The sequence below is a fragment of the Pseudomonas sp. MCal1 genome (genome assembly GCF_026341415.1).
Taxonomy (GTDB): domain Bacteria; phylum Pseudomonadota; class Gammaproteobacteria; order Pseudomonadales; family Pseudomonadaceae; genus Aquipseudomonas.
On sequence record NZ_JAKUMP010000005.1, the window covers coordinates 32,863 to 50,087 of the forward strand.

Consider the following 17,225-nt stretch of genomic DNA (forward strand, 5'->3'; position numbering starts at 1 on the left):
CATAAAAAAGCCCGCACAAGGCGGGCTGAGTTGATGACGTTGTCTGCAGACGAAGCGTTGCAGATCAATCGATTTTGATAATCACCAAGCTGTCTTCTCGCACGGCAATGCAGCTGTGGCATACCGGGCAGGCGAACACATCCGTCTTGGGGTCGACAGGGAGCAACTTGGTGCAGGCCGGGCAGCTTCCCTCTAAGAAGGTTTCACGAAACCCGAAGGTTTTGTAGAGGATCGCGAACGCCATTCCCAAGGCCAGAAACCAGCCCAGCACAGGGATGAAACACAGGAGGATTGCGCCGATGGTTCCGAAAATTATCCAGTTCAGGCGATAGTTGAGTTCCCCCCAAAGGCTCCGTTTTACTTTCCTTAACTCTGTCGATCTTTCCATAAAGGGTCTCTCACGCCTTGCAAAAAAAAGCGAGTCTATCGGCGCCTGAAATCAACGGCAAATTGACATCAGCGACTTATGCCCGATTACTCCCACAACATTACCCCATCATTACTGGGTGCTGGCAGATCCGGGAACTCGATTACGATGCCGGCGCGGTAAGGTTGCACCTCATCGGCCAAGCCCTGATTGGCATCGAGCACCGCCTCAACCGTGCCCTCAAGATGCCCATAGGCGTGGTAACACAGGGTGTCCAGCAGATCCCCATCAGACGTTCTGCAGGTCGTCGCCATAACGCACAAACTCCAAAGTAAACGCCTGCTTGCGCGGGATCCCGCCCTGCAGCAGCGCGCTCTGTTCTTCTTCAATGCTCTTCAGGCACCAGGTGCCGAGCACGTCGCCATAGCCGGTGGTCAAGGTCAGCGGCTTGAGTTGGGCACCGAGGCTGCGCAGAGTGTCCAGTTGTTTGATCCCGCCTTTGAAGCCGGGAAAGATCGCGCCCTTGAGCGTGATCTTTTCTTCACCGATACCGACCGCTTGTTGTGCCGGCCGACGGGTGAGTCGCTCCTGCGAAGCCCATCTAAACTCAGTCGAGCGCCGCAGTTCATCAAAGGCTGCGGTGTCCAGATTGAAGTAGTAGGGCTGCGCCTGCGGATCCTGTGGTTGCACGATCAGTAGATGCGGGAACGGCTTCACCGTTTCCGGCAATGGGGTGGCATCACCACCCAGCGAACCGGTCGGGACGATGTTGGCCAGCGACGGGCTGACCTTGCCGGCGACCTTGTTGATTGCGGTGGACGCCCGGGCGGCCTGTTCCTTCAGCTCGCCCATGCGCTCATCAATCTGCGATACGGCACGCGTAGCTTTGTTGTACGTGGCCACCACCTGGCCGACCTTGGCCTGAGCCGCGTTGACGCCGCGCATGACACGCTGCAGCTTTGCTCCAATCGCCGGACCGACAAAGGGAATCCCTTCCAGCTCCGAGGCCGCGCCGCTGATCTCGCTGATGGCACCGTTGACTGGCCCCATCATGCCGTCGAGACTGCGCCGACCGCTCTCTCCTGCTGCCGCCAGATTTTTCAATCCCGACTGCAGCTGTTCCATGTAGGCCATTGGCCCTCCTCGTTACACATGCGGTTCATCGAACAGCGAGCGGTTTTGCAATTGCTGCGTGGACTGACGCCACTGCTGATCGATGTAGGGTTGAAGCTCTCGCGCCAGTTGCGCCGGGTCCTTCACATCGCCCTGCACGGTGACATGCAGAGGTGCCTGAATATCGAACCGTTGCTCGACCTTGGTCGACTGAGGTTTCGCAGCAGCAGGCGGTGCGAGCATCGCCGGTACCGCTGGAGATACCGGCTGACTCAGTGCTCGCGTGACGTCTCCCAATGCTGTTGCAGCCGACTCACGCTCAGGCAGCAGTGGCCTGGAAACAGGCGGCGCTGGAACGAGTGGAGGCAACACTTGCGTAGGCTTGGTACTGTCGTGAGCTGCTTGAGGCACAAGCGCCGCTCCAGTCAGCAGCGGCAACATTTTAGGTTGCGGCTGAACCATATCTTTGACAACCGGTACCGGCGCGAATGAACGGGCGATATCGCCCATCACTGGCGGGATGTTTTGCCCAGCATTGACCATCATCAGTGGGCCGGCGTCCGGCACTTTCTTGAGTGAGTCTGGGGTTCCGAACATCTCTTTGCCCGCAAAGCCGCCGAGTGCGTCGCCGCCCATGTACCCGAGATAACCACCGATCAAACCGCCGACGATGTTGCCAATGATCGGCACCGCCGTACCGATGGCCGCACCAGCAGCGGCGCCGGCCAACGTGCCGGCCAAACCACCTGCAGCCTTTCCATAGCCTTCGGCTTTTTCATCCTGCGTCTCGGCGTTCTCATAGGTGTCATAAGCTTGATAACCCGCCTGCGCGACTGCAAGGATTGCTGGGCCTTTCATGCCGCCCACGATCTTGGCACCCCGCCCACCACCTCCTCCTCTCCCGCCGCCTTTCCCCCCCTTGCCCTTCTTACCTTCTCCACCGACATCAAGATCACCGCCATTTAGCCCACCACCAGCACCAGGCAGGTTGGTGACAATGACTTTTTGCGGAATGTTCGGGTTGCCCATCAAGGTGCCGCGCCCGATATTCATCAGGCCCTTACCCATCTTGAATGCGCTGACAGCCCCCTTGAGCGCGACCAGGCCTGCTACAGCGGTGCCAATGGCCGTCACCAAACGTGGCGACTCATCGGACAGGCCTGCGAGCTGACGACTGACATTGGTAATGCCCTCCGCCACCGCATCAGTGACCGGGCGAATCGCATCACCGATGCTGCGCATGGCATCGTCCATGCTCTGGGCCATCTCGGACCATTTTTGCGCGGACGTTTGCCGGCGCTCAGCCAGGTTCTTGTCGAGGATCCCGGTGGCATTGGCCGAATCCTTCTTCAACTGCTCATACAGATCCTTGTTCTGCATGTACGCGGTCAAAGCGGCCTTGACCTGCATATCGGCGAACAGGTCGCCCGTGCGCAAGGCCTCTTCCAGGGACTTCATCATGCCCTTGGCCTTTTCCGGATCACTCTCCTTGCTGATGCCGGCCACGGCTTTGGCCATCTCGGCGGCCCGCTTCGGATCGGTCGCTTCGATGTACTTCTGTGCCAGAGCGAAACTGGATTCCAAGGTGGATTTGCCGTTCTGCAAACCGGTCTGCATCGACCCCTTATAGTCGATCCCAGCCTTCTGGTAAGCCTTGACCGTTTCACCAGAGCCAATTTTCTCCATCCAGTTCTTGAGGTTGTTCGCCGCCTCGTCCGAACCACCGGCCGTTTTCATTTGCACCTGCAGCATCGCGCCCAGTTGCGTTACCGAATCCATGCCGGTGATACCCAGTTTGCCCATGCCGGCCAGCAACTCAGGAAACCACTTGGCCATGTCAACCGCTTCAAAACTGCCTGCCTGTCCCTGGTAAGCAATGGCCTCCAGCGCCTGCTGCATTACCTTGGGGTCAGTGATCTTGGCGTTCTGCCCCAAAGCGTTGATCATCTTCGCCGTTTCAGTGCCTTCCGATCCTTGGCCCACCGCGAATTTGGCTGCGGTCGGTGCATAGGACAACGCCTTGTCCAACTCCATACCGGCGCCGACCAGGGCGTTGACTACCTCGGCCACCTGATTGCGCGCCATGCCAGTATCCCGCGATGTGTCGATCACGGTTTTGGAGAGCTGCGTTTCTTCTGGTGTGTTGGCAATATTGGCCTTGATCGCGATGTCACGAATGATCGCGCCGTAATCCGCGCTGACCTTGGTAGGAATCGCTACGGCAGCAGTAAGTGCACCGGCTTGGCCGAGGGTGGTTTTCATCCCCTGCCGACCTTCGTCCAGTTGCCGATGGCCGAGCGCCTTGAGTTCAGCGCCGGCCGCAACGCGACCCATCGTGGCGTAGGCCTTACTCAGCCGTCCGACCTCGACGCCCTGTTTCTTGAGAAGGTCGAGGTTCTTTTCGTATTTGGACAACAGCTTGTCGGCACCGGCGGCGCCAGTTGCGTGCGCCTTGCGCCATTCCTCACGCAGACGCATGGTGTCGCCGATGGTGTTCTGCAGCACCCGGGCTTTACTGCCCACCGTGTCCAGGTGCTTGATCTTGCTTTCGACGTCCTTGAACGCTTTGCCCACCGTCGGGTCGACGGCGCCGCCGATGACAAAGCCGAGTGCGATGTTCTTCGCCATGTGCGTGTCCCTGGGTCGAGGATGATTGGAAATGGCTCAGTCCGTGAGCCACCACACGATGTCGTTGAAGGGCATGGCCATGATCTCGGCTGCCGAGAAACCCGTCTCCTTGGCCAGTCGCTTGGCCAGTCCCTTCAACGTCGGCCCGTCAAATCTCGTCGTCTTGGACCAGACGAAAATAGCCTTTCTGCAGGCGCATGTAGTCGACCAGTTTGAGGGCCATCAGATCCTGTTCCGGGGTCTGCGTCAGCGAGGAGAACAGCGACATTTCGCGCTTTTCTTCATCGCCGTTGCTGGTCGCTTGCGCGGCTCGAATGTCTCGAACGCACGGCGCACGAATAGTCAGCGTGTCGACCAGCACACCCGACAGTTCGGTGGGGTGTCGCAGTGAGATGCGAAAACCTTCCTCGGTCAGTTGCAGCCAGCTTGGCAGTGGTTTTTCTTGAGTAGCTTGATTGGTTTGCGTCATTTCATCGTGTCCTTAAAGGCCAAGGGCCGAACGTTCGTCAGCGAGCTGGTCGACGCCATCGACGACTAGGACCATCCCCAGCATGTCGATCTCGTAAACCACGCGGCCGGCGACTTCGAGCTTGTAGTAGGTCAGTGCCATGTTGTGTTTGGTCTCGGCCTTGTCGCCGGGCTTCCAGTCGCCCATGTCGACTTCCTTGATACCGCCACGCATGGTGACGATCACCGGGGTGACCTTGCCTTTGAGGCCTTTGAACGAGCCGCGGAACACCGCACTACAGGCGGTGCGGTCAGACAGGCCGAAAAACTTCAGCGCTTCGCGGCGCACACCGTTGGTGGTGAAACCGGCTTCGAGCTTTTCCACGCCGGTCGGGATCTCGACCTCGCCGGCCATGCCGCCGCCTCGGTAGGCTTCGGTTTTAAGCACCACCTTGGGCAGCGTAAGGCTCGGCATTTCGCCAGCAAAACTGACGCCGTCGATAAACCCGGCGCAGTTGGAAAGAACTTCAGGAATCATCAGGGTGCCTCCTTAGGCAGGTTCAAGCACTTCGGTCATCCACTCGTTGGTGACCTCGAAAAGGAAGTTCGGGTTTTCAGCCGGCGGTACGTCGGTGAAGCGGATCCGCCAGTACACCTTGCCCTGCTCGATCTGGCTGGCCGTGTTCAATTCGTGATCCGGGAACACCTCGAAGTTGATCACCGCGCCTTGATTTTTCAGGTCGCGCATGAACGCTTCCAGGCCGTCGGTGACGTCCTTGACGTAGGTCTTGGTGATCGAGCGATCGACTGCCCATTTGTGGCCGGCCTGTACCGCATCCATGAGGATGAACAGCGTGCGCACGCGGGTGACGAACGCCCATTTAGGATCGCTCGACAGCGTGCGGTTACCCCAGAGACGGAAACCGTCGTCACGAATGATCGTGGTGATGTTCGCGTTGTTAAGCAGGTTGGCTCGGCAGGTCTCATCGCCATCCAGGTACTCGACCGCACGGGTGGTACCGGTGATGCCGGTAAGCTCCTTGTTCGACGGCGAAGCCCAAAAACCGTAGGTGGCATCGGTCCAGGCAAACAGGCCGGCAGTCCAGGCCGAACCAGGCGCGTCCAGCGTCTTGCTTTCGCCGGTGTCCCAGAACTGCACACCGGGGTCGACCATGAACAGATTGCGACTGCCGAAGTTCTTCGCGTAGGCCATGGCGGCCTCGTCGGTGGTACATGGCCCGTCAATGATCCCGATAGCCCGTAGCTTTTGCGCCAGGCTATCCATGGCCGTGGCCACTGCTTGCGTAGCCGAATGGCCGGGGGCGATCAGCAATCGCGGCTGGGCGTTGAACAGGCTCTTGCCATCGAGCAGCGCCTGCAGACCGGTACGCTGACCGGACGCCAACTCACCCCCGATGATGGCCGAGGTCTGCAGCGCCGGGTCGTCCATCTTCGGCACACCGATGGCGACGATTACTGCCTTGGCCTTGGCGTAAATCGCCTTGCAGGCCTTGGTGATCGCTGAATCGGCGCCGAACGCTGCAATGGCTTCACGTTCGGTGGTGATCAGCTTGAGTTCGCCGGCCTTGGCCGTACCGCCACCCACCAAGCCAGGGCTGAAGGTGTCGCACAGGCCGATGATCGACGAGGACGGGAGCGAGATAGTGCGTGCGCCGGTATCGACCGAGGTGGTCGTGACGCCGTGAAAGAAACTCATAAGGCTCGTTCTCCAGAAACGAAAAAGCCCCGCGTGTGTGCGAGGCTCAAGGTGTTGATGTTATGCGTGGCGGAATGAAAGACGCCCCGTCAGTGCGGGGCGGTTATTGAAGTGATTCGGTCAACCACAGCGGTGCGATTGGTCGATGTTCGGCTAGCGGGAATTGCGAGCCTTGCGGCCAGTCGCGCAACTGCCGGCGGTAAGCCTGCAGCTCCGCGTACTGCTCAGCGGTGATCGAGGTCGCGCCGCCCTCCTCGATCTCGTCGCGGTGCCGGGAAACCAGCGGATCAGTCAGCGCCAATTGCGCATCGCGCCAGGTACGTTCTACCTCCGCCAGTTCTTGAGCATCGAGCGGCGGGGGATCAATCAGCACCGGCTGACCGTCAGGCCGCGACGACATTTTTTTTGGACTGATCGCCAACTCATCGAGCAGCGCTTGCCAAACACTTTCCGACACTTCCACCACGTCCGCCGGCATGTTCGCGCCATGCACATCCAACCTGTAAGCGCCGCAGGTGGTGGGACTAAAAAAAATTACTTTATCCATGATTAAAACCCTATCACTCGCCACATTACCGACCAATCAGCTTGACCGCCCGAAGCTTGCGCAACGCGAAGGGTACAGCCGGCATTCGTCACAGACCCTGCGACGACACAGGACATCACGGGCAATCCACCTTGATGCAATATAGAAATGTTACGCACCCCGGCCCCAGTAAATGCCAAGGGGAAAGACACATAAACTAGACCGTTTGCATCCGTTTTCCCTTGGCCCCACTGCTCGATCAAGCCGCTAGGGTTCTTAACCCAGCCAGTCACGCCACTGCTGCAAGCGAACTCGGGCGAATATTTCAGAGCAGACATACCTTCTTCAACGACCCACTGCCCGTTCCCCGCCGTAATCACGATGGTAGAAAGCGATTGGAGAGTCACGGAAGTCTGGGAGATAACGGACATCGCGGCAATAACGTCCGTACCCTGCCGAGCAAGGGTGACCACACCCGGCGTCGTGTTGAATAGAAAAAACTTCGTGCCAGTGGGCACCGAAGCGACTGGCGGCATGGTCAGCGTCCCTGACGCCGCTAGCACAATACGGCAGCCGGCGGCCGAGGCACTGAGCGTTGCGGGCAATGCTCCAATATCCACGCGCCCGGCAAAATTCCCCTGCGCCCGCTGCGCAAATTCCGTCGTTGCCAGCGCCTTGCCGTTATCGAACTGCGCCTGCGTGATGAAGTGCGCGCCGCTCATAGTCCCCGCAAAGCGCAACAGCACCGAACCGCCGACCAGTCGCCACTGGTCTTGCAGGCGGATAAATTCGGCCGTGTCGCCCAGGGCCAGCACCAGAGGCCCGGCCGCACCGGTCGAGGTGTACACCACGTCAGCGCCCGAACCCACGATTTTCAAGCCACCCGGACCGGCACTGACCAGCGTGATCGTCGCCCCCTGCGCTACACCCGCCGTCGGTGGCAAGGTTGCCGTGAGTTGCGTGGCGGCGGAGAAACTGTGTAGGCCGCCGACGTGCGTCGCCGAAAGCACAAGGCTCGCGTCGTTGGTCGTGAATCCCGAGAACTCGAAACCACGACGCCTGAGAAACTCAGTCGTAGCCAGCGACTTGCTGCTATCGAACTGTGCCGGCGTCGGGGCCGTGGGGTTGCCGGCGAACGTCGGTGAGAACAACCGGGCAAAACCGTCCGTAATGTTCTTGAATGTCAGCGCAGTGGTGCCTACGACAATCGGGCCATCCGTCACCAGTTGCCAAATCGTGTCGGCCTGCGTCGCGCCGACCTCGACCGCCGCCGTCAGATTCGGCGTAACCTTGGCGCTGTTGTCCGCATCCTTGGCCCGTACCCACGCACCCACAGCCACCACATACGGGCCGTTGTCCTTGGCCACTGTCTGGTCTTTCACCAGCACCCGATCGCCAGCGTTCAGCGAAACACCGTCCACCACCTGCAAACCGACCAGATTGATGTTGGCCGTGGTGGCAGCGCGCACTGACTGTTTGATATCGAGCTTGCTCAATTCCTCCAGAATCTGCGCAAGCACCCACTCACGGGTCGCCAGCACCACCGCCGGGTCAATCTTGAGCGTGATGTTGCCCGTGCTGCTGACCACGAAGTTCATCCGCACCACTTGCGTGCGGCCGGAGCCTTGCGACAGCAGCGGCTTGAAGCTCGGCGCACAGTTGGCCACCGCCACCAGATCTCCGTCCGCGTCGTAGAGACCGATTTCGCGAATCCACTTACCGCCCTCGTCGGCCGGAATGATTTGCTCGGCGATGATCACCGCCGAGTTGACCGGGTCAACCCGTAGCTGATTCAACGGTTTGCGCCGCCACTCGTTGAGCAACTTAGTTTGATCGGCCGACGGGATCGGATTCGGCGGGTCGGCCAACCCGCCCGGGTTCGCATCGCCAACCCCCATTTCCGTGATCTTCCAGGCAATGCCGAGCGCGTCGGCGTTCGCCTGTTTGGCCATCCCCACGTTCGTGAGGATCGCGAAAAACTGCGAATTCGCATCAATCATGATAAACGTCCAGAGTGTCTATGGTGTGTTCGCGGCCGACCACGCCAATACTGCCGGTGACCTCAATGTCACGCATGACGGGCGGGTAAACGTCGATTTCGTCGCCGTCGTAGAGGGACACGGCAATGTCTAAATTGCCTTGGGTTTCCAGGCTGATGGCCAAGCCGGTAAGTTGTCGGCTGACGGGCTTGGCGTCGTCGATTAAGCGTTCAAGTTCGAGATACATTTCCTCGGTGATGCCGGTGTCCAGCACCCCCACCTTCAGCGCGAAGGTGCCCGGCACGCCCTGCGGCACGGTGTTGAACCATTCGACGATCTCGATCAGGTAGCCCAGCGGCTCAACCACTCGACGCAAGGCGCCGATGGTGCCCTTGTGCTTGTGGATGAAGAACGAGGCCTTGATGGCGGCACGCTTGACCGACTCCGACCACGAAGGGTCCCAGCGGTCGACCGACCAGGCCCAGGCCAGATGCGGCAGCAGGTGCACCGGACAGGTGTCGGGGTTGTACAAGGTGCGCAGCGGAATCAACGTGTTTTCGGCGAACGTCGCCTCGATACCCCGCTCCAGGGGAGTGCTGTTTAGCGGCAAGAGACTGCGCATATCAATCTCCCAGCACGACGGAATAACCGGTGCAGTACGCCGCCTGCGCCTTGGTCGGTTTGAGATCCAGCCAGTCCGTCAGCTCCACACGGGCCACGCCGGCAACGTGCAGCTGCGCATCGACGCCAGAACGCGCCACTTCGACGCCCAACCGGCGGCGTGGATTGATCCAGGCCTCAAGCCGCTTAATCGCCTCGGTAAGCGCGGCGTCGTTCTCCGGCCCAGCACCTTTCATGTGCAGCACGGCGTCTACGCGGTAGCGCAGGATCTGCGCGCCGCGCACCGTGACGCGATCACCCACCGGGCGCACATCGTCGTCATTCACCGCCGTGGCGACCAACTTCAACAGTTCAGGACTGGCCGTGCCGTCACCTTCAAGGCCCAACACCGTGACATCCACACAGGCCGGTGACGGGCTTTCAGCCGTTGCATCTGCCACCAGCGCTGAAGCATTGCGCGCATGCAGTATGTAACTGTTACGCGGCCCTGCCGTGGTCAGTCCCTCATAGGCCAATTGCACGCGCTCGCGCAGAGCGTCGTGTGATTCCATCACCGCCTCGACCGGTGGTACCGCCAGCGGATCGGCAGGTTGAATCACCAGGCGCTTGAGATTGACGTTAGCCGCAAGGTGCTCCAGATCGGCGCCCGTCGCATAGGCCAGGAGTTGCGATTTGGCCGCGTCGTTGACCCGTGCCCGGTTGCCGAGCTTGATGTAGCTGGCGACCTCCAACAGCTTGGTCACCGGATCACTTTCCAGAGAGGCCGTCCAGTTCCCGCCCATGTGGCCGCGAAACACGTCGAGTGCCTCGCCATACACTTCTTCAAAATCCAGCGGTTCCAGCACGTCCGGTGCCGGCAGCTCCGACAGATCCACCAGGGTACTCATACCCACACCTCCAACGTGCCGCGCACACCGAGGTATTCGCCGCTGACTTGTATGTTGATTTTGCCGCCCAGCACGGACAGCACACGCACCCGTTCCAGCTTCAAACGTGGCTCCCAACGATCCAGCGCCCGGGCGGCTTCAGCCTGCACGGCGCTTTTCCAGCCCTCATTGACAGGCAGGTCGACCATGCGCCGGAGCTTGCTGCCGTACTCCGGACGTTCACGGCGGCTCACCAATGGCGTGCCGAGGATGTCCCCGATGGACTGGCGTAAATGCTCGATGCCGGAGATGGGTTGCCCGGTGTGGCGATCCATTCCGATCATCGGATTTACTCCTTGAGTTGCTCGAACTCGGCATGGGCTTTAAGCGTTTTTAACGCCACATCGTCGGCGCTATCGACCGTGACTTTGTTCTTCGCCACGGCGAGCGTGCGGCCGTCCGGCAGGACAACCGTGCGCGAGGTGTAGAGCTTGTCGCGGAAGGTCACGGTCATGGGCATCAGCACTGGGCTGATGGGAGTGGACTCAGACGCAGTCGTTTCATCTTGGTGTTTGGCCATGGGAACTCCAGGCATGAAAAAGCCCGCACACGGCGGGCTGAGTAAATGTTGAGTTAGTGCTTGTGATGGTTGTCGCTTTGGCCGGCAGCCAGGATATCGGCATCGCTGGTGATGCTTTGGGTAGCGTGCAGCGGGCCGTCGATGTTGACCTGCCCTTTGATATTCAAAACGCCCTCCAGATCGATCGTTCCGGACTTCACCACGATGGCATTGTCGGTGACTTCGGCCAGGGTTGATCCGACCTTGATCGTGACCGTACCGCTTGGCACGCTGACGGTGTAGCTACTCGTCTGCCAGTCGTAGACCAGAGATCCGCCATCGTCGAAACGCCAGACTTCGACGTGATCGCGATTGTCCGGCGGCGCGCCGCCATTACCATAAAGGCCGGGAATGAATGTGCCCTGCGCCACCTCGCCACTGGCACTGATCAAGGTGCCCTGCTCGTTAAGGCTGGGCGCCCGCCAGTGCCGCGCCTTGCCGGCGGCGATGCTGTGCCAGCGTACCCAACCACTGACCCATTCTCCGTCCGACACCCGGCACACCGGTGGTGACGCGGCGAGATCCACCGCCACCACATAGCAGTCCTTCACAAGCCCAGCGAGCATGCGATCATGCTGGGCGCTGACGTAGCCGCTCATGGCAGATTCTCCGGAGCAAAATACTTCTCCTTGTTGGCCAGGCCCGTGTCTGGCTCAACGCCGAACAGCAGCGTGCCCGGTGGCTGATCTGGCCACGGCCATTGCGCTTCGCCAAGGTAGATCTGCTGCGTCCACTCCACGACCCAGACCGTGTAGCCGTCCAGCTCGGGCTTGGTCCAGTCCGGCATAGCCTGAACAAACTCGGCCGGTTCGACCTCGATACCCCAGGACTGCATCCGAAGTAACACAGCCAATTGCCCGACGATAAACACTGCTTGCTGATGGTGATCGGGCTGAATCGGGTCGGTAATCACCCGCGCTTCGAACTTGCACGACAGGCCCGTCTCACCGGTTCCAGGGTCGATGCCTGGCTCCATCTCTGCCAGTTCGACCAGCACCGCTGGCAGTGGAATACTGCTTTCGATGATGGGCCAAGTCGCGACGATCTGAAGGTCCGGCAAATGATCCTGAATGCGCCGCTCAATGGCTTGATACAACTGCTCAAGACTGAACGGCTCGTCGACTTCATCCGTCACGTCATTTCCCCTTCAAGTGCTTCTGCACTTCAAAATTGAGTTCCTGCTGCAGGACATGCACCAACTGTTCGTCAGCCTTGCGAATCCAGCTTTCGAAGTGTGGCCGCGCCTGCTCGAGCGATACCTTGGCTTTCGCCAACGGAAAACGGCTACCGTGTTCGGCGATCCAGCCTGAACTGGCGCCACCCGCCCCGCTGACATCACTGTCGGGGTAGTCACTGGCGTCGAAATGCTTGCTCGCTGTGCGGATCCAGACGTCCGCGCTGTTGCCGTAGACCTTCTTGAAGAACGCGCCCTGAAAGCGTCGACCGGCCACGGACACACCGGACCGACTCTGCCGAGGGCGACCAATGCGACTGGCCTCCATGGCATTGAGGCCGAACCACAATTTGCCGCTGTTCGCCCCACCGCTGACCGGATAGGCCCGCAGTCGCTGACGCACAGCAGCGACCGCAATGCGTTCCTGCCGGCCGACGGCGCGGGCGATGTGTGTGGCAAGCCAGCGCAAGGTTTTGTTGATCGCTCGGCGCTGGGCGTTGGCCGCTGCCTTTGGCAGCACGGCGGCGAAATCCTGAAAGGCTTTCAGGTCTGCCGCCGAGGTTTGCAGCGAGATCATCCCGCCACCAGCCGAGGGTTTGAAGTAGCTGCCGACGCTCATGAGCGTTTCCTCAGAATCAAGGCAACCAGACCGTCACCGCCCGGCTCCAGCTGCAGCAGGTCGTAGTCTCCACCGCCGTCCAACGCCGGCAACTCCACGCTGACCAACAGTCCTTTTTTCAACCCATGCGAATCGCGGACGCGGATCTCGAACTTTGGCTCACGCAACGCCGTCCTGGTATTGCCCATCTTGGGTTGCAACCACGGTGCAGCGAACATGCCCAGCACCGGCTCGTCGTAGCCCTCAATCCGAGCCGTGTCGCCGAGGGTTTCGAACACCGTGTCGTCGACGTCTTCCAGCAATTCGCGGAAGGACATGGTCAGAGTTCCAAGAGAATCTGCGCACGTGGCCGCGTGCAAAGGTGCAGCGGGTTAGATTGGGCTTCACCAGCCATACCTTTTTTGAACGGCAACGGCTCGATCATGCTGTAGTACGGAATGCCTTGGGTGTTGACCGTTTCCATGTAGTCAGCCGGTGCGAACACCGAGATGTAAAGGTCGGGCACGCCTTCGGGAATCAGCAGCGCCTTGTCGTCGTGCACGAACGATACACCGGCCACCTTGCCACGGTAGCGCTCCCAGATGATGCCGCCGAACTCGAAGCTCTCACGAGCATCACCGCGCAGGGCTGCTGCCTGCTGGCTGTTGAGGTAGGTCTCCTTGACCGACTTGTGAACGATCAGCTTGTTCCAGAAGTTCTTGCCGCAGAAGGCACGGGAGCCGGTGCTGGTCACGCTGCCGAGCGCGTCTTCCTGCATGTCCAGGGCTTCACCGCACTTGACCCGCAGTTCAGTGCTCGAATCCGCCAAGCCCATGGACAGTTTCTGGCGATCCACGCCGAAGCGGTCATAGAGGTCCAGCAGTACGGTCTTCCCATCGGCATCAAGGATCTGGCCATTCAATGCACCCATGCGCTGGAATTCGTGCGTGGCGTCCAACTGGCGCCGTGCCTTGGCCAGACGTGCATTGACCACGTCCTGCACCGCCTGCAACTCAGTACGAGTACCGAATGCACGGATGCCTTGGATCTCGTCGGCCTTGATCGTGAAGCGCTCCGGCAGGTGCACGGTGTTGAACGGGATCAGGGTGCGCTTGCTGCCCGCAACCACCAGACCGGAGGTGCCTCGCTCACCAGCCGGCACCAGGGCCAGGGTATCGCCGTCCTTTTCAATCTGAACGGTCAGGGTGGTGATGCCTTCCTCGCGAAACAGTCCCAACGCGCTGATGCGCCCGGGCAAGTAAGGCTGATCGTTGAGTGCAGCGGTCAGCGAATCGACGCTGAATGCTTCGTCGTCAAAAATGGCGATATCGGCCATAGGTACTCTCCAGAAACGAAAAATCCCGCACGCGGCGGGATGCATATAAAAGAAGGATCGACTTAGCGGACGATCACGAAATGAGTGGCGAGTGCTTTCTCGGCGGCCAGATCCAGGCCGGTCAGGTGTGCCTCGCTGACTTCGGCCAACCGCACCACGGCGCGGCCGCGACGAACGACATCCGACTCACCGAGCGGGCCGTAGAGAATTGCGATGGCGTTTTCCGTGCCATCTTCGGCGGTCGGGTTGTACGGAGCGAACTCACTGCTCGCAGTTACCAGGCCGAGGATCTGACCCGGCTCCAGTGCGTGACCGGCAGCGACGTTGATTGCCTCTCGCGAGATGGTTCCGGCGCCCTCGGACAGCAGGAATTCACCTGCATGCATCGGTTCGCGTTTGATAGTCATGGTCTTACTCCTTTAAAGGCTTGAGATTGAGCGGCCTGACGCGCCGCCCAAATGGACGGCGGATCGGGTTGCTTGGCTTGAATTTTGGGAGCCAGGTCTTCGTTCTGCGGCAGACTGTTGTCGATCTCAAAGCCCCCGCCCTTCCCTACGACTTTGTCGAAGAGCCGCGCACGCACGGCACCGGTGTCCAGTCCGGCCTGTACAAACTCCACCGCAAACTCTGGTAGCCGGGCAGCAACGCACAGATCGCGGATCGACTTGGCCTGGGTGATCGCGGCCTGCACAGTCGCTTCGTCAACCAGCTTGGTCGCTGCAATCAGCGGTTCGATCAAGTTACTGATACCGGCCTGAGTGCATGACTGGGTGATCAGCAGAGCCAGCGCCGCAGCATCCGCACCAGGTGCCGATGGCTCAGGCTTGTCAACCACAGGCTCGGTCGGTTTCGCGGGTTCGTTGAGCAGATCCAGCAGCGCCTGGGGCGTGTGCTGGTATTTCTGCATGAACGTGCCCTGCCCCAGACACGCCTTGATTTGCACACCGTCGCCGACTTCATCGGCCAATCCGAGGGCCACCGCTTCGCGAGCTGTCAGCCAGGTTTCTGCATTGACCAGGCGCCGCAACTCTACCTCGTCGATATCCGGTGCCTTGGCCTTGTAGGCCGTGATGATGAGTTCCAGCGCTTGATCCAAAGCGGTCGCTACCTTGCGCATATCTTCGGCATCACCCGAGGCATAAGTCCACGGGTTGTGGATCATCAGTGCGGCGTTTTCCGCGATTACCACCCGATGAGCGCCGCAGACTGCAACGCTCGCGGCACTGGCGGCCAGGGCATCGACACGACCGGTGCAGCGCTCACCCAGACGCGACAGGGCGTTATGAATGGCCAGACCATCAAACAGGTCGCCGCCGATGCTATTGAACGCCACTACAATCGGTGAAGTACCGTCATCCAACGCGGCCAAGTCACGCACGAACTGATTGGCCGTAATACCCCAGGTGCCGATCTCGCCGTAGACGTACACCTCGATAGTGCGCTGTTCGGCTTCACCGCTGGCCCGGAGGCTGTACCAGTGTTTGTCTTGCACGGGCAGTTGCCCGTCCAGTTTGTTGAAGATTCGTAGAGAGAACGGCAGTTTCATGGTTTCTCCTGATCGTCGTGTTCAATATCAACCTCGACGAGCGTTCGATAATTGAGGCCCAATTCGCGGGCACGTTGAGCGTCGGCGGCGTTTTCCGCGTCGACCGTTTCGGAGTCGTAACCAGTTCGCAGACACATCTCACTGCGCGAACCGAACCCGGCATTGACCTCAAGCATTCGCGCCTGCACGTCCTGCACCGGCTGGATGTAGGCCCAGCCTTGAGGCACCCAGCGGGTGCGCAGAAATTCACGACGGCGCTTGGCGTAGTCCGGCAACTCGATCACACCGCTCAATACCGCCATGTCCAACCAAGCGGCGCGGACTGGCCGGCAAAGCTGGTGGATGTAGACATTGAATTGCAGCTGTTCGAGGCGGCGCCGGAACTCGTTGAGCACGACGCGCAGCGCACGGTCGTTAATGCCTTTCATGTCGCCGGTGAGGATCTCGTAGGGGGTGTCGGTGCCCGCTGCCGCTGCCATCAGTTGCTGACGCATGAAGTCCGGGTAGTTGTTGCCGGCGTCCGGTGGTTTGGAGAACTCGACCTCCTCACCTGCGCCCAGCTCCTGCATCGTGCCGGGTTCGAGTGCCACCATCGGTGTGAAGCCGTCGCGGTCAGCGGTGATCAGTTGGCCGGTAACCGGGTCACGCGGCGCTTGCCCCATGTCTGGCGACGGGCGCTTGATGAAACCGGCGAACAGATTGGAGACCTCCTGTCGGAACAGCACCGCATCGTCGTAGTTATCGAGACTGCGCAGGCGCTTGAGCACCGGAGACATGCGCGGCACGCCGCGCAACTGTCCCGGTTCCAGCGGTTCGAAGATGTGCAGTACTTGGCTGGCCGGTACACGCACCAGTTGGTTGTAGCCGCTGTTGAGCGACGACGCATCACGCGGGTGCGAGCGGTACATCCAATAAGCCACGCGCTTACCGGCCGGGTTGAACTCGATTCCGGCGCGAATGATGTTGCCGGTCTTTGTCATCTCGAACTTGTCGTGCGGCACGAACTCCGGAGCCAGGGTCTGCAGTTGCAGCGGCACCACCAGGCCTTCGTCCAGACTGCGCGGACGCAAGCGGACAAAACACTCGCCCGCCGTTTCCACGGTGCGAGCCACCAGCGCCTGCTGGCCGTAGAAGTCGCACAGACCGTCGGCATCCGACTCGTCAGCCCAGTCGTCCCATAGTTCCTGCAGCAGGTTGCGCAGTGCTTCGTCTTTGACCTTTGGGCGTGGCGTGATGCCGGTGCCAATTAGGTTGCTGACCCGTTTGTTGATGGCGTTGGCCGCATACGGGTCATTGCGCACCGCCGCCCGTGAGCGGGCACGCAGGTTGCGCAGCGCCGGGGTGTTGATGCTGTTGATGCCGTTGTCGGTGGCATCCCAGCTAGCAGATCGGCGACCCTCCCCGGCGCCTTCGTAGCTGGCCTTGATGTTCGATGGCAGCAAGAATCCGCTACGTGAGAGCGCCGGGAATTGTCGAGCCATCAGATTCCCTTGCCTCCATGACTGAGCCGCACAACCCGCGAGCGCGGGCCGGCAGCGCTGGTGAGCGAGCTGCGGATTTCTTCACGGGCGCGGAGCAGTTCGTCGACGTCGCGGTATTCCACCGTTCGGTCGCTGTAGCGCACGGTCTTTTCGCCACGCGCAATGGCGCGCTCGATGGCGTCGAGGTGTTTTTGAGTAAAGGACATA

At 60.4% G+C, this 17,225-nt stretch carries 22 protein-coding genes; all 22 read right to left on the bottom strand.

Annotated features, from left to right (window positions below):
• Positions 1–64 precede the first annotated feature (64 nt).
• The gene (locus MKZ87_RS10005; RefSeq protein WP_266200766.1) at positions 65–388 is read right to left on the bottom strand and encodes a hypothetical protein; all 324 of its coding nucleotides are present in this window, start codon (positions 386–388) and stop codon (positions 65–67) included.
• A gap of 86 nt (positions 389–474) precedes the next feature.
• Complete coding sequence (locus MKZ87_RS10010; RefSeq protein WP_266200767.1) at positions 475–681, bottom strand: tail protein X; 207 nt, start codon at positions 679–681, stop codon at positions 475–477.
• Entirely contained in the window at positions 656–1,501 is an 846-nt protein-coding gene (locus MKZ87_RS10015; RefSeq protein ID WP_266200768.1) for a phage tail protein, read from the bottom strand. Before MKZ87_RS10015 ends, MKZ87_RS10010 begins: the two co-directional genes overlap by 26 nt.
• A gap of 12 nt (positions 1,502–1,513) precedes the next feature.
• On the bottom strand, positions 1,514–4,108 hold the full coding sequence (locus MKZ87_RS10020; RefSeq protein ID WP_266200769.1) for a phage tail tape measure protein: 2,595 nt from the start codon (positions 4,106–4,108) through the stop codon (positions 1,514–1,516).
• A gap of 148 nt (positions 4,109–4,256) precedes the next feature.
• Positions 4,257–4,577, bottom strand: coding sequence for a phage tail assembly protein (locus tag MKZ87_RS10025; RefSeq protein WP_266200771.1), 321 nt, complete (start codon positions 4,575–4,577; stop codon positions 4,257–4,259).
• Between the two features lie 12 nt (positions 4,578–4,589).
• Positions 4,590–5,093 carry a phage major tail tube protein gene (locus MKZ87_RS10030; RefSeq protein ID WP_047598893.1) on the bottom strand — a complete coding sequence of 168 codons (504 nt, stop codon included), beginning with the start codon at positions 5,091–5,093 and terminating at the stop codon, positions 4,590–4,592.
• Between the two features lie 12 nt (positions 5,094–5,105).
• Positions 5,106–6,272, bottom strand: a complete 1,167-nt coding sequence (locus MKZ87_RS10035) for a phage tail sheath family protein (protein WP_266200775.1) — start codon at positions 6,270–6,272, stop codon at positions 5,106–5,108.
• 103 nt (positions 6,273–6,375) lie between these two features.
• Positions 6,376–6,819, bottom strand: a complete 444-nt coding sequence (locus MKZ87_RS10040) for a phage tail assembly chaperone (RefSeq protein WP_266200777.1) — start codon at positions 6,817–6,819, stop codon at positions 6,376–6,378.
• 2 nt (positions 6,820–6,821) lie between these two features.
• Positions 6,822–8,798, bottom strand: a complete 1,977-nt coding sequence (locus MKZ87_RS10045; RefSeq protein WP_266200779.1) for a phage tail protein — start codon at positions 8,796–8,798, stop codon at positions 6,822–6,824.
• Positions 8,791–9,399 carry a phage tail protein I gene (locus tag MKZ87_RS10050; protein WP_266200781.1) on the bottom strand — a complete coding sequence of 203 codons (609 nt, stop codon included), beginning with the start codon at positions 9,397–9,399 and terminating at the stop codon, positions 8,791–8,793. The genes MKZ87_RS10045 and MKZ87_RS10050 overlap by 8 nt, the downstream gene beginning before the upstream one ends.
• Before the next feature lies 1 nt (position 9,400).
• On the bottom strand, positions 9,401–10,285 hold the full coding sequence (locus MKZ87_RS10055; RefSeq protein WP_266200783.1) for a baseplate assembly protein: 885 nt from the start codon (positions 10,283–10,285) through the stop codon (positions 9,401–9,403).
• The gene (locus MKZ87_RS10060) at positions 10,282–10,608 is read right to left on the bottom strand and encodes a GPW/gp25 family protein (protein ID WP_266200784.1); all 327 of its coding nucleotides are present in this window, start codon (positions 10,606–10,608) and stop codon (positions 10,282–10,284) included. The genes MKZ87_RS10055 and MKZ87_RS10060 overlap by 4 nt, the downstream gene beginning before the upstream one ends.
• Before the next feature lie 5 nt (positions 10,609–10,613).
• A complete protein-coding gene (locus MKZ87_RS10065; RefSeq protein WP_266200786.1) occupies positions 10,614–10,844 on the bottom strand; it encodes a hypothetical protein in 231 nt (76 codons plus the stop codon).
• Between the two features lie 53 nt (positions 10,845–10,897).
• Entirely contained in the window at positions 10,898–11,482 is a 585-nt protein-coding gene (locus MKZ87_RS10070) for a phage baseplate assembly protein V (RefSeq protein ID WP_266200788.1), read from the bottom strand.
• Positions 11,479–12,018, bottom strand: coding sequence for a hypothetical protein (locus MKZ87_RS10075; protein WP_266200789.1), 540 nt, complete (start codon positions 12,016–12,018; stop codon positions 11,479–11,481). Before MKZ87_RS10075 ends, MKZ87_RS10070 begins: the two co-directional genes overlap by 4 nt.
• A gap of 1 nt (position 12,019) precedes the next feature.
• Entirely contained in the window at positions 12,020–12,676 is a 657-nt protein-coding gene (locus MKZ87_RS10080) for a hypothetical protein (protein WP_266200790.1), read from the bottom strand.
• Positions 12,673–12,993, bottom strand: a complete 321-nt coding sequence (locus MKZ87_RS10085; RefSeq protein ID WP_145594951.1) for a head-tail joining protein — start codon at positions 12,991–12,993, stop codon at positions 12,673–12,675. Before MKZ87_RS10085 ends, MKZ87_RS10080 begins: the two co-directional genes overlap by 4 nt.
• A 2-nt stretch (positions 12,994–12,995) precedes the next feature.
• The gene (locus MKZ87_RS10090) at positions 12,996–13,991 is read right to left on the bottom strand and encodes a major capsid protein (protein WP_098964724.1); all 996 of its coding nucleotides are present in this window, start codon (positions 13,989–13,991) and stop codon (positions 12,996–12,998) included.
• 62 nt (positions 13,992–14,053) lie between these two features.
• Positions 14,054–14,398, bottom strand: coding sequence for a head decoration protein (locus MKZ87_RS10095; protein WP_103520674.1), 345 nt, complete (start codon positions 14,396–14,398; stop codon positions 14,054–14,056).
• Complete coding sequence (locus MKZ87_RS10100; protein WP_266200791.1) at positions 14,395–15,537, bottom strand: head maturation protease, ClpP-related; 1,143 nt, start codon at positions 15,535–15,537, stop codon at positions 14,395–14,397. The genes MKZ87_RS10095 and MKZ87_RS10100 overlap by 4 nt, the downstream gene beginning before the upstream one ends.
• Positions 15,534–17,018 carry a phage portal protein gene (locus tag MKZ87_RS10105; protein ID WP_266200792.1) on the bottom strand — a complete coding sequence of 495 codons (1,485 nt, stop codon included), beginning with the start codon at positions 17,016–17,018 and terminating at the stop codon, positions 15,534–15,536. The genes MKZ87_RS10100 and MKZ87_RS10105 overlap by 4 nt, the downstream gene beginning before the upstream one ends.
• Positions 17,018–17,224, bottom strand: coding sequence for a phage head-tail joining protein (locus tag MKZ87_RS10110; RefSeq protein ID WP_266200793.1), 207 nt, complete (start codon positions 17,222–17,224; stop codon positions 17,018–17,020). The genes MKZ87_RS10105 and MKZ87_RS10110 overlap by 1 nt, the downstream gene beginning before the upstream one ends.
• Position 17,225 lies beyond the last annotated feature (1 nt).